Raw genomic sequence first — 13,629 nt, 5'->3', positions numbered from 1 at the left:
CGTCGCCATCGTCGACCTCAGCGCGGCTCCTGGCGAGGTCTCCGCGGGCGCTTCGCCTGTCCCTTTCGCCAGGTACCGCCGGCAGCGGCCCCTCGCAGGTCCATCCGGCAGGCTTGGCCCTGCCCCTTTGAACCTGTCTTTTTACACCTGTGCTTTCAGCCATTAATAAAAGCACAGGTCCAAACGGTCAGCCTGCGTCGAGGTGGTCGAGCAGCGTCTGGACGATGCGGTCCTGCAGCCGGCGGCTGCGGGGCATCGCCAGGTTCTTGCCGTTGATCAGCACGCTGAAGCCGAGCGCGCGGCGGCCGTCGGGCGTCGCCGCGATCCCCGACAGCGCGCTCACTCCGCCGATCGTGCCCGTCTTCCCGCGCACGCGGCCGCGGCCGCCGGGCATGCGCAGGCGCAGCGTCCCCTCGCCGCCCGCGCCCGCCAGCGCCGGCACGATGCTCGCAGCCGCCGCCCCCTCGTCGCGGGCCAGCGCCAGCACGCGGACCAGGCCGCGCGCGCTCACCCGTCCGCGCAGGCTCAGCCCCGAGCCGTTCTCCGGCTGCAGCTCGCGCGGGTCGTTGCCGGCCGCGCGCCAGAACGCCTTGAGCGCCGCGCGGCCGTTGTCCCACGAACCTGGCTCTCCGGACATCCGGCGCCCGAGCGTGCGCACCACCTGCTCGCTGGTGAAGTTGTTCGAGTACTTGAGCGCGCTCGCCAGGATCTGCGCCAGCGGCGGCGACACCAGCGACGCCACCTCGCGCGCGTGGGCCGACGCCGCCCCGCTCTCGACCGGCAAGAGCGGACCGCCGAGCTCGTGCAGCACCGCCGCGAACGCCTCGCCGGCGAACTTGCCCGGGTCGCAGATCCGCCGCCGCACCGTGCTCGGCTTGCGCTTCGCCGCGCCGGTCACCGTCAGCACCGTGCGGCCGTCCTCGCACGTGCTGGTGACCTCGAGCGCGCGCCCCCGGAGCGGCCGGGCCTTGTTCACCAGCGTCACGTGCCCGCTCGCCGGCGTCACCTCGACGTGGACCGTCGCGCCGTCGGTGCGGACCGTCGTCTCGACCGTGTTGAAGCTCAGCGACAGCGCCCCGCTCGGCGCCAGGTAGCTCGGGCCCGGGCCCGGCGGCTCCTCGTAGCCGGGGCCGAGCCGCTCCGGCGAGAAGGCCCGCTCGTCGATCACGATCCGCCGCACCCCCGCCAGCGCCTCGGCGGCCAGCGCCTTGCTGGCCAGCGCGTGCAGCCCTTGCAGCTGCAGGCTCGGATCGCCGTCGCCGATCAGCACCAGCGCGTCGCCGTCGCGCACCAGCCGGGTCTCGAACCGATAGTCGGGGCCGAGCAGCTCGAGCGCCGCGATCGCGGTCAACACCTTCTGGTTCGACGCCGGGTTCAGACGCGCCGCGCCGTTCTGGTCGAACAGCCATGTCCCTTCGTCCAGGTCGGCCACGTGGACCGCCACCCCGGCGCCCGCGCGGCGGACCAGCTCGGCCAGCTTGCGCCGCAGGCTCGCGTCGTCGGTCGGGTCGGCCGTCCAGGCGCGCGAGTTCGCGCGCGCCGACACGTCCGCCAGGCGAGCCGCCACCCGCTGCGGCCACGTCTGCGCCGCGAACGGCGCGGCCAGGCGCGGCGGCACCACCGGCTCGTCGGGCTCCACGGCCTCGCGGATCGACTGCGGCGCCGGAATTTGGCCGGGCGAGCGCGGACCGGCGGTCGCCAGGCCTGCATACGCAGTGACGAGGGCGAGGGCGAAGCTTGCGAGCTGGGGGAAGGAGCGGGTCACGGCGGGATATCCCACCATGGCGCACCCACCCCCCTGCGCTCAAGAAATCGGACTTTCCGCCCGCTCGGGGGGCTACTACCCCTTCACGCACCCTTTTGCGGCTTCTCAACGGCCCCACGACGCATCCGCGCGCTTTCGCGCTGACCTTCGGGACAGGCCGCTGCCAAACGCCGAAGGCTCCTTCCCGTCCGCGCGCTTTCGCGCTGACCTTCGGGACAGGCCGCCGCCCTCGGCGAGACCGACTAGCCCTTGTCGGTCTTCTTCTTGGTCTTGGTCTTCTTGCTGCCGGACTCGGCCTGGACCTGCTGCTTGTTGGCCAGGCGGGTCGCCTTGACCTCGGCGGCCTTGCGCTTGAGGCGGGCGATCAGCTTGTTCCGGCTCCGGCGCTGGCGCATCTTCGGCGTGTGGCGGTTATCTCCGTATCCCATGGCGGCAAGGACCTCTGTGGCGACAAATGTTGGACTGCAGGGCCCGATTCACCCGAATTCGGGCAACCTGAGGGCCCCAGGCCGGCCTCGGGCCGGCGCTTTGGAGCGGCGTAGGATGCGTGAGCGGCCCCCCAGGGTCAAGGGCTGATTTCCGGCGCGGGCGCTCGCCACCCCTTCCCCCGCGCGCGGGGCCTGCTAATGTCCGCGCCCCATGCTCGACATCCACGTCCTCCGCGAAGACAGCGCCCGGATCGCCCAGAACCTGCGCGACCGCCACGCCCGCGTGTTCGAGGACCTTGCCCCTGGCGCAGCCGCCGATCCCGCGGGCGCCGACTGGGCCGCGCAGACCGTCGCGCGCCTCGTCGACCTCGACGCCGCCTACCTCGGCCTCCTCCGCCGCCAGGACGAGCTCCGCCAGCAGCAGAACCAGACCAGCGCCGCCATGAAGTCGGTCGGTTCGCTGCCGAAGGACCAGCAGGCGGCCGAACGGGCCCGCCTCGTCGAGCAGGGCAAGCAGCTGCGCACCGACGAGAGATCTCTCGTCGACCAGACCGAGGCCGCGCTGCGCGCCCGCGACGAGGCGTGGGCCCGGGTCCCGAACCTCACGCATGAAGGCACCCCGCGCGGCCGCACCGACGACGACCACCGCGAGCTGCGCCGCGTCGGCACCCCCCGCGACTTCGCGGCCGAGGGCTTCGTCCCGCGCGACCACCTGGCGATCGCCGAGTCGCTCGACCTCGTCGACTTCGAGGCCGGGGCCAAGGTCGCCGGCCAGAAGTTCTACTACCTCAAGCACGAGGCCGTGCTCCTCGACCTCGCCCTGCAGCACTTCGCGCTCGGGGTCGCCGCGCGCCACGGCTTCACCCTGCACACCACCCCCGACCTCGCGCGCGACGAGATCCTGCGCGGCCTCGGCTTCCAGCCGCGCGGCGAGTCGACCCAGGTCTACAGCGTCGCCGACAGCGACCTCTGCCTGGTCGGCACCGCCGAGATCACGCTCGGCGGCATGCTGGCCGACGCCATCCTCGAGGAGGAGCAGCTGCCCCTGCTGCTCGCCGGCCTGTCGCACTGCTTCCGCACCGAGGCCGGCTCCGCGGGCCAGGAGTCGAAGGGCCTCTACCGCGTGCATCAGTTCACCAAGGTCGAGCTGTTCGCCTTCACCGCCCCCGAGCAGAGCGAGGCGATGCACGAGCGCCTGCTCGCCATCGAGGAGGAGATCTTCCAGGCCCTGAAGATCCCCTACCGCGTCCTCGACATCGCCAGCGGCGACCTCGGCGGCCCGGCCTTCCGCAAGTTCGACCTCGAGGCGTGGATGCCCGGCCGCGGCGCCCACGGCGAGATCACCAGCACCTCGAACTGCACCGACTACCAGGCCCGCCGCCTGCGGATCCGCTACCGCCCCGGCGGCGAGGGCAAGCCCAAGCCGCGCCACGTCCACATGCTGAACGGCACCGCCGTCGCCACCTCGCGGGCGCTGGTCGCCATCCTCGAGAACTACCAGCAGCAGGACGGCACCGTCGCCGTCCCCGAGGTCCTGCAGCCGCTGGTCGGCAAGCCGGTGATCGGCCCGCGCCGCCGCGCCTGAACGTCCCGCCAGGTCTTATCCGACAGGTCCCTTGCGACAGGTCTTTTTCGACAGGTACCGAACGCCATGTCCGCAACGCCATCCCCTGCTCCGCGCGTGCTGTCGGGCATCCAGCCCTCGGGCGTGCTCCACCTCGGCAACTACTTCGGCGCCATCGCCCAGCACATCGCCCTGCAGGACCGCTACCCGGGCGAGGCCTACTACTTCATCGCCGACTACCACGCGCTGACGACCCTGCGGAACGCGGAGGCGCTGCGGCAGAACGTGTTCGACGCGGCCGTCACCTACCTCGCGCTCGGCCTCGATCCCGCCAAGTCGCTGCTGTTCCGCCAGAGCGACATCCCCGAGGTCCACGAGCTCGCCTGGCTGCTCGCCTGCGTCACCGGCGTCGGCCTGATGGAGCGGTCCACCAGCTACAAGGACAAGATCGCCCAGGGCATCAAGCCGAACGCCGGCCTGTTCAACTACCCGCTGCTGATGGCCGCCGACATCCTGATCTACGACGGCACCCTCGTGCCGGTCGGCAAGGATCAGCTGCAGCACGTCGAGTTCGCCCAGGACATGTCCACCTACCTCAACGAGGCCTACGCCGCCGGCGGCCCGCCGCTGCTGGTCCGGCCCGAGGCGCTCCTGGGCATCGCGCCGATCGTCCCCGGCTTCGACGGCCGCAAGATGTCGAAGAGCTACAGCAACCTCCTGCCGCTGTTCGAGTCGGGCAAGAAGCTGCGCAAATTGGTCGGCCAGATCGTCACCGACTCGACCCCGCTCGGCCAGCCGCTCGACCCCGGCACGTGCAACGTCTACGCCCTGCTCAAGCTCTTCAGCGACGAGGCCGAGCTGGCGCAGATCGCCGGCTGGTACCGCGCCGGCGCCCGTGACGGCCAGCCGTTCGGCTACGGCCACGCCAAGATGCTGCTCGCCGACAAGATCGACGCCCACTTCGCGCCCGCCCGCGCTCGCCGCGAGCACCTGCTGCAGCACCCCGAAGAGGTCGAGGCCGTCCTCCGCAGCTCGGCCGAGCGCGCCCGCCCGATCGCCCGCGCGACCATCGACCGCTGCCGTCGCGCCGTCGGCCTCACCTGAGCGCCGCGCGAGCACTCGGCGCCGCTCCGCCGTGGCCGCCGCATCGCCAGCCTCAACCGAGCGCCGCGCGAGCACTCGCATCTCGATTCGGCGCCGATCCGCCGCGTCCGCCGCGTCGCCAGCCTCACCCGAGCGCCGCGCGAGCACTCGCATCTCGATTCGGCGCCGATCCGCCGCGTCCGCCGCATCGCCAGCCTCACCCGAGCGCCGCGCGAGCACTCGCATCTCGATTCGGCGCCGATCCACCGCGCGAGCATTCGCGTCTCGGTTCGGCGCGCTCTGCCGCTCTCGTCGCAGTCGGCCTCGCCCGAGCCTGGGGCCAGTGACACCGATTCGCAGTTCGGCTCGCCTCGCAGATGTGGCCGCCAACAGATAGCTAGCTAGCTCGCTCGCCGAGGCCCTGCCGGTCGCACGCTCGCCGCCCAGGCTTCGACCTCGCCCCGATAGCTCGCGCTCGCCTCGCGGCCGGCGCCCGGAGCACTCGCCACCCGCCATCGCCACTGGCGCGAGCATCGTCTCGCCGACCGCGCCTCGCCGTCACCACGCGGCTCTGTCAGACTCGGCCGCGCCCATGGACTTCGAGCTCCGCAGCCTGCGCGGCGTCGCCACCGACGCGCTGGCGAGCCTCGCCGAGGCCGTCTTCGGCCGCGGCGAGCGGGCGCCGGGGTGGTTCGCGCGCAAGCTCGAGCGCGAGGGCGTCGACCTCGACCTCTCGGTCCTCGCCGTCGCCGCCGGCGCCACCGAACCTGTCCCTCAGGACATGCTCTTCGGGTACTTCCTCCTCGGCCAGGATCCCTCCGACCGGATCGCCCACTCCGCCGGCCTCGGCGTGATCGCGGCGCGGCGCGGCGGCGGCCTCGGTCGCGCGCTCGTCGAGGCCGCGGCGGTCCGCCTCGCCCCGGCCGGCTACGAGGCCTTGCGCGTGCTCGCCGAGCCCGAGCGCGAGGCCTTCTACGCCCGCCTCGGCCTGGTCGTCACCGCCCGACGCCTGACGCTCCTGGCCCATGGGACATGCCCGATCTCGCATGTCCGATGGGACCGTGAGCTCGCCGACCAGGCCAAGCAGCCGTGGTCCCCGGCCCCCACGAACGGCGACCCGCTCGAGGTCTGCGCGTGGCGTCCGGGTGCGTGGGCTCGCACGCCGCCGGCGCTTGCCGCCACGCTGGAGCCGATGCCTGGCGTCTGGGCCCACGTCTCGCGCGAGGGTCGAGCGCTGCTGGTGCAGCGAATGCTCGTCGCGCGAGGCATCGAGCCCGTGGCTGCGGTCGCGGCCTTGCTCGCGCGCACGCCTGCGAGCATGCCGCTGCTCCTGTACGGAGTCGATCCGGTGAGTTCGATCACCGCAGCGCTGCTGCGAAGCGACGTCGTCGAGCCCTCGCAGGAGCTCGCGCAGCACTGCGGCGAGTTCCGCGTCGCGCAGCGGTTCGCGGCCATGGATCTCGCGCTCCCGCGACGTCTAGACAACTTCCGATCGGGCGATGGATGATGCGCGCAGACCGTTCCGGAGCTTCATCGTGACCCTCGCGCATAACCTCGCCAAGCACGCAGCCTTCGTCCTCACCGCCACCCTCGCCCTCGCCGCCTGTCGCGGCGAAGATCCGCTGACCAGCGCGACCGGGAGCACCGAAACCTCGACCAGCGGGGACGGCACGAGCACCACGACCGGCACGGACACGCCCACCACCACCGGCACCACCACCGACGCCAGCTCCACCACCGGCGACGACTCGACCACCGACGTCACGCCGACCACGACCAACATGTCGGCCGGCTTCATCACCACCGACACCACCCAGGGCACCACCGGCCCGGGTATGCCGCAGCCCAACGGCGGCATGTGTCAGAGCGACGACGACTGCGAGTCGGCGAACTGCTACACGAGCCCGCTGTTCGAGGGCGGCATCTGCTCGGAGTGCAACGAGGACTCCGACTGCGTGCGCGCCGGCACCGGCATCTCCTGCTCGCTCGGGCCCAGCGGGGCCACCTGCGCCGCCGGCGGCTACGGCAACCAGTGCATGTCGCAGGACGCCTGCCAGGACGGCCTCGTCTGCGGCCCCGCCATCGACATCCCGATCCCGGGCATCCTCCCCGACACCTGCGGCGAATGTGCAGAGTCGGCCGACTGCGACATGGGCATGATCTGCAGCCCCGAGCTCGACATCCAGGCGTTCAGCGGCGCCAAGAAGTGCGTCGAGCCCGGCTCGGTCGAGAACGGCGCCCTGTGCCCGCTCGGCGAGGACGACGCCGACGCCGCCTGCGCCTCCGGCAAGTGCGGCGAGGTCGACATCATGGGCTTCTTGACCGTCGGCGTGTGCGGCGAGTGCAAGACCGACGCCGACTGCATGAACGGCACCTGCACCCCCGGCTCGCTCGGTCAGGGCGGCGCGATGGGCAGCGTCTGCGAGTGAGCCGTCGCTCCTGACCCCGAGGCCCGCCGGCGCCCCGCGCCCGCGGGCCTCGCTCGTGGGTCACGAGCAGCCCGTCACCGCGCCGCGCGGCTCAGCCACTCGCGGCGGCCCTTGCTGCCGGCCTGGAGGGCGCTCCTTGCAGCTGCCTCTTCGGCCATGTTCAAGGCGCCCTGTTCCCGGAGACATTCCCCGCAGAGCATGCCCTCGAGGACAGCAGCGGTCACTGCGCCGCGCGGCTCAGCTGGAAGGCGATCCCTGCTGCTGCCTCTTCGGCCATGTTCAAGGCGCCCTGTTCCAGAGATATTCCCCGACGAGCATGCCCTCGAGGACAGCAGCGGTCACTGCGCCGCGCGGCTCAGCCACTCGCGGCGGCCCTTGCTGCCGGCCTGGAAGGCGATCCATGCTGCTGCCTCTTCGGCCATGTTCAAGGCGCCCTGTTCCCAGAGACATTCCCCGAAGAGCATGCCCTCGAGGACAGCAGCGGTCACTGCGCCGCGCGGCTCAGCCACTCGCGGCGGCCCTTGCTGCCGGCCTGGAAGGCGATCCCTGCAGCTGCCTCTTCGGCCATGTTCCAGGCGCCCTGTGCCCAGAGACCTGCCCCGACGAGCATGCCCGAGAGGATAGCCGCTGTCACCAGCGCCCCGCGCCGCGGCCGCCCCGGCGAGTGGGCCGCGCCGGCGGACGGCGTCAGCGCGGCCAGCAGCGGGCGCAGGCAGGCCCAGCTCACCAGCGCGACGCCGAGCGCGGCCACCGCGGCCATCGCCCGGACCAGGACGTTGCTGTCCTCGAGGACAGCCGTGAACAGCCACCAGCGCGCCGGCAGCCCGGCCGTGGGCGGCGCCCCGGCCAGGGTGAGCGCGCAGATCGCCAGGGAGGCCGCGAGCACCGGGCTGCGGCGGACCGCCCCGGCCAGGTCGACCAGCCCGCGGTTGGCGTGCACCGAGGCGGCCGCGGCCATCGCCGCCGTCGCCGCCGCCACGAACACCACGTACCCGAACACGGCCGCCGCCACCGCCGCTTCCGCCGCAGTGTGGCCCCACAAGTAATGATCGGCGACCTCGAGCCCACCGGCGCGCAGCCCGGCGTGCGCGACGAAGTTGGCGGCCGCCGCGATCGCGAGCAGCGTCAGCCCGACCTGCGCCGCGCCGGCCCACGCCAGCAGGCGCCGCAGATCGGCGGCCCGCACCGCACGGATCCCGCACACCACCACCGAGACGCCGCCGACCACCGCCGCCGCGGTACCCCAGCCGTACGGCGCGTAGACCACCCGCGGGGTGTGCAGCGCCGCCACGAACACGCGGATCAGCGCCACCACCGCGGCTGTCCTCACGACCAGCTCGGTCGCGACCCAGCCGCACAGCCCCGCGCGCCCGGCCACCCGCGTGCGTCCGGCGAGCAGCGGGAACACCCCCGCGCGGACGAGCAGCCCCGCCAGCACCAGCAGCGCCCCCGGGATATACAACGCCGCCGGCGCCATGCCCTCGACCGCCGCGTCGCGCGCGTGCGCGATGAGCCCGGCCGGCATCGCCTCCTTCGCCTGCAGCACGTCGACCGCAGCCTGGGTCGTGTTGGCGCCCCAGCGCAGGAACACCGCGCCGATGCGCGCCCCGAGCTCGTGCAATCGGACGGTGCCAGTCGCGGCGACGACCAGCCCGACCCCGAGCCACAGCAGCGCCGCGCCAACGCCCTGTCCCAAGAGCCAGGTCCGCGCCGACTCGCGCCCCGCCGCCTCGGCGCCCTCGCGCGGCTCCCCCTCGCGGCCGGCCGCCAGACACAGCCCGCTCGCCAGGGTCGCCAGCTCGAGGCCGACGCACAGGCTCGCCCAGTCGGCCGCCCGCACCGTCAGCATCGCCCCCGCGCCCGCGAGCAGCAGCATCCCGCGCCCCCACGCCGCGCGCGGATCGGCGCCCGGCCGCGGATCGGCGATCACCGCCGCGAGCAGCACCGTCACCAGCAGCGCGTCGAACAGCGCCGCCAGCCGATCGCCGACCAGGGCCCCTCGCGCCTGCAGCTCGCCGACCAGTTCGGGCGCCGCGAGCCCCGCCAGCGCCGTCGCCAGCGCGAACGCCAGCCCGCCCGCCGGCACCACCCGTCCGAGCGAGAGCGGGCCGAGCGCCGCCGGCTGCCCCGCGCGCGTCGCCAGCAGGCTGAGCACGCCCCACAGCCCGACGATCAGCGCCGAAGCGAACGGCACCAGCGCCTCACCCATCGCTCGCCCTCCCGCACGCGCCGCGGCCGCGGCCCTGCCGTACACACGCGGCCGCGAAGAGCCCAGGCTCGGTCGCGACGAGTCGCCGCGGTTCCGTCGACCCCGCCGCACTCATCGCGCACCGGCCTTTCCTCGACCACGAGCGCGCGAGCTCCTGCGCCTCACTCACCGCTCACCCGCCCTTCCTCGGCGATGACCAAACCGGCGCGCAGGCCCGCGAGCGGCGAGTCGCAGCGGGTCGGCACCACCGCGGGCAGCAGCACCGGCACGATCCGCGGATCGACCAGCGCCAGGCAGCGCTGCAGCGCGCTCGCACGGACCCACGCCTCGCCCGCGTCGGCCAGGCGCCCGAGCACCAGGTTCGGCCGCGCGATCGCCACCGCCACCACCGCCGCCAGCGCCGCCGCCGACCAGCGCGTCGGGACATGTCCGTTCAGACCTGGTGCTTTGCCCATGTCCCCGACGACATGCTCCTTCGACCCTGTCCCATGGGCCATCGCCGAGCCGGCCAGGCCGAGCGCCAGCGCCGCCCCGCAGGCGCACCAGGGCCCGAGCGCCCCGAGCGTCAGATCGGCCGGGTGCAGGGCCGCGCTCACCACCAGCGCGCCCGCCAGCGCACTCGCCAGCCCCAGCACCACGCGCACGATCGCGGCCGCCCGCGCGAGCCCCGGCTGCGCGAGCCCGGCGAGCACGGCGAGGAGCAGCGCCCCGCACAGCCCCTCGTGCGTCAAGGTCGCCACCCCGACCACCGCGAGGCTCCAGCCGACCAGCGCGATCCGGGCCGCGCGGCGGTCCGGCTCGGCCTCCACGCGCGCCGACAGCCCGGCATAGACGGCGCCCAGAGTCGCCAGCCCGGCCAGCCAGGGCGCCGTCGCGGCCGCGCCCAGCGGCACCAGCGGCGCCCACAGCCGGAGCAGCGCGTCGAGGCCCAGCCAGCGGACCGGCCCGGCCAGCAGCCGGGCCGTCCCGCGCGAGCCCACGGCTGTCCCTTCGACCAGCCCCGCGTGCAGCGGCCACAGGCCGACCGCCAGCGCCGCCGCCAGCGCCGACGCTGCCGCCAGCGCCGCCGCCGGGCCCGCAGGCACGCGTACGATCGCCAGCTCACCCAGCGCCGCGCTCCACAATCCTCCGCTCGCCCCGTGGTGCGCCACCGCCAGGCCGGCGCCGACCAGCAGCACCGCACCTGCCCCGAGGGACAGGAACAGCGCCAGCGCCCGCCCGGCGATCCGCCCCTCGGCCTCGCTCGCCCGCGCCCCCAGCAGCCCCAGCACCAGCGCCGGCGCCAGCGCCCACGCGCCCGCCAGCAGCAGCGCGTCGTCGGCCAGGAGCCCGACCAGCACGGTCCCTTGCAGCGCCAGCAGCCCGGCCAGCCGGCCCCGGCGACGCGTCTCCTCCTCCAGCACCGCCAGGAGCCCCGCGAGCGCCGTCACCACCAGCCCGAGCGCCGACAGCGGGCCGATCGCAAGGCGGACCGCCACCCCGCGACCGAGCCACGGCAGCTCGATCGCCGGCGCACCCTCCGAGCAGGCCAGCGCCGCCATCACCCCGACAGCCGCCGCCGCCAGCGCGCAGGCCCGCGCCGCCCGCGGCGGTAGGAGCAGCACCGCCAGCGCCCCCAGCCACGGCAAGGCCGCGACGATCCGCAGATCGGCCAGCGCGCTCACGGCCGCCCTCCCGCGGGCTCGGACCCTGCACTCGAAGCTGCCCCTGGGAGCATGTCCGTTCCGCCAGGTCTCTGAGAACCTGCCCCTTCGAGCATGTCCATCCCGCCAGCCCCAGTTGCGGGCTGCCCCGCGGCCTCCGGAGCTCCTGCCCCTTCGAGCATGTCCATCCCGCCAGCCCCAGTTGCGGGCTGCCCCGCGGCCTCCGGAGCTCCTGCCCCTTCGGGCATGTCCGTTCCGCCAGCCTCCGGCTGCCCCGCGGCCCCCGGAGCTCCTGCCCCTTCGGGCATGTCCGTTCCGCCAGCTTGAGCTGCGCCCGGCCCGCCGAGCGGCGCCCTGCCGATGTCCTCGCCCTGCCCCTCCAGCGAGGCCTGGGGCGCGCGGACGCTCTCTTTGGGCGCCTCGGTCGCGGCGCGGCGGGCACCGACCATCGCTGCGTCGAGGCCGCCGAGGTCGACCGGGTGCACGCGGGTCGGGCCGAGCACCACCACGTCCGGGTTGCAGAACACCGAGCCGAGGATCGCCACCGCGCCGGCGGTCGCCAGCAGCAGCGGCCCGCGGACGTCGAAGCGGCCGGGCGCGACGGTCACCCGCTCGTCACCTGGCCACAAGGTCAGGCGCCCGACCAGCCGCTCGCCGAGCCGCAGCAGCCGCGGGATCGTCGGACCGGCGGCCCCTGCCGCGCGCGACCGGCTGCGGGCCGGCGCCGGCTGGATCCGCGGCGCCAGCACCAGCCCGACGATGGCCGCCACCGCCACCAGCCCCGCGCCGACGGCCGGCCCGAGCAGCAGCGCCCCCGGTCGCGGGCCCAACGCGTAGTCCCCCTCGAACATCCGCCCGGCCACGAACAGCGGCCAGATCTGCGGCCCGAGCGGCCACAAGCCCGCCGCCACCGCGCCCAGCGCCAGGACCCCGCCGACCCCGAGCAGCAGCGGCGGCGCCTCCGGTCGCGGCCAACCTGGCGCATCGGTCCTGTCCGCGAGGACACGCCGAATGCCACCGGCAACTCCGCCGACCGCGACCAGCGCGAGCGCCGTCGCCAGCACGTTGATCCCGGACGACCACGCGCTGAGGTCGTTCCACAGCGCCGCCACGGCCGCTCCGAGCGCCGCCACCCACCCGATCGCCGCGACCGCGAAGATCCCGGCGCGAAGCCGCCGCGGCGCCGACAGCCCGGCGATCGGGGCCGCCCATGCCAGCCCGCCCGCGATCAGCAGCTGGGTCGCCGCCACCGGCTCGCCGATCGCGATCGTCGCCGCCGCGATCGCCAGAGTCGCAGTCGTCCCCGCCGTCAGCGCCCGCGCGCTCGTGCGGGCCCGAGCCGCCTGCGATCCGGCCCACGCCGCGGCACCGGCGGCCGCGGCCGCGAGCATCGCCAGCGCCGTCGGGGCCATCGCCAGCGCCACGTGCGTCCGCAGCAGCACCACTCCGAGGGCAGGCCCCGCCACGCACGTGGCCACCAGCGCCGGCCCCGGCCCCTCGGCCCACGCGCGCGCCAGCAGCCGCGGCCAGGCCAGCGCCCACGCCAGCGCCGCCGCCCCGGCAGCGACCGTCGCCACCGCCCCCGGCGGCAGCCCGAACAGCGGCCCGCCGATCCGCCCGCGCACCAGCTCCGAGCGCTCCTGCCCGAACGCCGCCCGCTCGAGGCGCATCAGGTCGAGGTCCCCGGCGGCGGCCAGCCAGGCCAGCCCCGCCAGCGCCAGCCCCGTGCCGATCAGCCCCAGGAGCCATGTCCGATCGGGCATGTCCGAAGACACATGGTCGCTCGGCCATGCCCTGAGGGCCAGCACGATCAGCCCGACCCCGATCGCCAGCTGCGCCAGCGTCCCGCCGCTCGCCAGCACCAGCGCGCCGCCGGCGACGAGGGGCATGCGCGCGCCCGGGCGGCCGCCGGCGGCTGTCCCGAAGGCCAGGTCAGCCACGACCCCGAGCACGAGCGCCGCCAGGGCGACGACCCCCAGCGCCAGGCCGAGGCCGTCGAGCTGGACGATCCAGTCGATCGTGGTCGTGCGGCCGACGCGGATCCACTCGAAGCGGTGCTCGAGCTGGTCGCGCTGGATCGCCTGCCACAGCACCAGCGCCGCCAGCACCGCCGCCACCAGCGCCGCGCGAGCCGCCGCCGCGCCGGCCGCCGCCCTGCCCCAGCGGCGCTCCAGCGGCCCGACCAGGCCGAGGAGCGCGAGCCCGACCGCCGCCGGGACCAGGGTGGCCGCCAGCGCGCCCATCACGGGCCTTCCTGGTCCGGCTCGGGCTGCAGGGTCGCCAGCACCACCGCGTAGGCGCCGGCGAGCGCGAGCAGCAGCGCCGCCAGGCCGTGGATGTCGGCGAGCCCCCACGTGCGCGCGGCCCCGACCAGCACAGTCGCCGCGCCGACCAGCATCACCACCAGCGCCAGCGTCCGGGCCCAGCCCTCGCGGCGCAGCAGCACGCCCGCGAGCCCGAGCAGCCACAACCCGCTGGCCAGGTAGTAGACGTGGGTGATGGGCACGC

General features: G+C 74.8%; 11 protein-coding genes. 4 read left to right on the top strand and 7 right to left on the bottom strand.

Annotation, left to right across the window (positions count from 1 at the left end):
- Positions 1-187 precede the first annotated feature (187 nt).
- Together dacB and O0S08_RS20010 are read right to left on the bottom strand one after the other, a co-directional pair.
- Positions 188-1,765, bottom strand: coding sequence for a D-alanyl-D-alanine carboxypeptidase/D-alanyl-D-alanine endopeptidase (gene dacB / locus O0S08_RS20015; protein WP_269040800.1), 1,578 nt, complete (start codon positions 1,763-1,765; stop codon positions 188-190).
- Between the two features lie 242 nt (positions 1,766-2,007).
- Positions 2,008-2,193 (bottom strand): hypothetical protein, encoded by a 186-nt coding sequence (locus O0S08_RS20010; RefSeq protein ID WP_269040799.1) that lies wholly within the window; start codon positions 2,191-2,193, stop codon positions 2,008-2,010.
- Positions 2,194-2,404: 211 nt separating this feature from the next.
- Between O0S08_RS20010 and serS the strand changes: the two genes are divergently transcribed.
- From serS to O0S08_RS19990, 4 genes are all read left to right on the top strand, one after another.
- Positions 2,405-3,778, top strand: coding sequence for a serine--tRNA ligase (serS, locus tag O0S08_RS20005; protein WP_269040798.1), 1,374 nt, complete (start codon positions 2,405-2,407; stop codon positions 3,776-3,778).
- A gap of 66 nt (positions 3,779-3,844) precedes the next feature.
- On the top strand, positions 3,845-4,861 hold the full coding sequence (gene trpS, locus O0S08_RS20000; RefSeq protein WP_269040797.1) for a tryptophan--tRNA ligase: 1,017 nt from the start codon (positions 3,845-3,847) through the stop codon (positions 4,859-4,861).
- Between the two features lie 571 nt (positions 4,862-5,432).
- Positions 5,433-6,347 (top strand): GNAT family N-acetyltransferase, encoded by a 915-nt coding sequence (locus O0S08_RS19995; RefSeq protein ID WP_269040796.1) that lies wholly within the window; start codon positions 5,433-5,435, stop codon positions 6,345-6,347.
- 28 nt (positions 6,348-6,375) lie between these two features.
- Positions 6,376-7,269, top strand: a complete 894-nt coding sequence (locus tag O0S08_RS19990) for a hypothetical protein (protein ID WP_269040795.1) — start codon at positions 6,376-6,378, stop codon at positions 7,267-7,269.
- Between the two features lie 338 nt (positions 7,270-7,607).
- On the opposite strand, the gene O0S08_RS19985 is transcribed toward O0S08_RS19990, so the two are convergent.
- The 5 genes from O0S08_RS19985 to O0S08_RS19965 all read right to left on the bottom strand — a co-directional run bounded on the left by O0S08_RS19985 (position 7,608) and on the right by O0S08_RS19965 (position 13,627).
- Positions 7,608-7,733: a hypothetical protein gene (locus O0S08_RS19985; RefSeq protein WP_269040794.1), complete on the bottom strand. Its 126-nt coding sequence runs from the start codon at positions 7,731-7,733 to the stop codon at positions 7,608-7,610.
- A 20-nt stretch (positions 7,734-7,753) separates the two neighbouring features.
- Positions 7,754-9,478, bottom strand: coding sequence for a proton-conducting transporter transmembrane domain-containing protein (locus O0S08_RS19980; protein WP_269040793.1), 1,725 nt, complete (start codon positions 9,476-9,478; stop codon positions 7,754-7,756).
- A gap of 161 nt (positions 9,479-9,639) precedes the next feature.
- Positions 9,640-11,142, bottom strand: a complete 1,503-nt coding sequence (locus tag O0S08_RS19975) for a hypothetical protein (RefSeq protein ID WP_269040792.1) — start codon at positions 11,140-11,142, stop codon at positions 9,640-9,642.
- A complete protein-coding gene (locus O0S08_RS19970; RefSeq protein ID WP_269040791.1) occupies positions 11,139-13,364 on the bottom strand; it encodes a hypothetical protein in 2,226 nt (741 codons plus the stop codon). The genes O0S08_RS19975 and O0S08_RS19970 overlap by 4 nt, the downstream gene beginning before the upstream one ends.
- Entirely contained in the window at positions 13,364-13,627 is a 264-nt protein-coding gene (locus tag O0S08_RS19965) for a hypothetical protein (RefSeq protein WP_269040790.1), read from the bottom strand. The genes O0S08_RS19970 and O0S08_RS19965 overlap by 1 nt, the downstream gene beginning before the upstream one ends.
- Between the last annotated feature and the right edge of the window lie 2 nt (positions 13,628-13,629).

Source organism: Nannocystis punicea, from assembly GCF_026965555.1.
Lineage (GTDB): Bacteria > Myxococcota_A > Polyangia > Nannocystales > Nannocystaceae > Nannocystis > Nannocystis punicea.
Note: the sequence above shows the minus strand (reverse complement) of the source record. Positions and strands in the feature narration are given on the sequence as shown.

Excerpts from the sequence above, each read along its gene's own strand:
- O0S08_RS20010 (WP_269040799.1), bottom strand. The coding sequence starts at position 2,193 with ATGGGATACGGAGATAACCGCCACACGCCGAAGATGCGCCAGCGCCGG.
- serS (WP_269040798.1), top strand. The coding sequence starts at position 2,405 with ATGCTCGACATCCACGTCCTCCGCGAAGACAGCGCCCGGATCGCCCAG.
- trpS (WP_269040797.1), top strand. The coding sequence starts at position 3,845 with ATGTCCGCAACGCCATCCCCTGCTCCGCGCGTGCTGTCGGGCATCCAG.
- O0S08_RS19995 (WP_269040796.1), top strand. The coding sequence starts at position 5,433 with ATGGACTTCGAGCTCCGCAGCCTGCGCGGCGTCGCCACCGACGCGCTG.
- O0S08_RS19985 (WP_269040794.1), bottom strand. The coding sequence starts at position 7,733 with ATGCTCTTCGGGGAATGTCTCTGGGAACAGGGCGCCTTGAACATGGCC.
- O0S08_RS19980 (WP_269040793.1), bottom strand. The coding sequence starts at position 9,478 with ATGGGTGAGGCGCTGGTGCCGTTCGCTTCGGCGCTGATCGTCGGGCTG.
- O0S08_RS19970 (WP_269040791.1), bottom strand. The coding sequence starts at position 13,364 with ATGGGCGCGCTGGCGGCCACCCTGGTCCCGGCGGCGGTCGGGCTCGCG.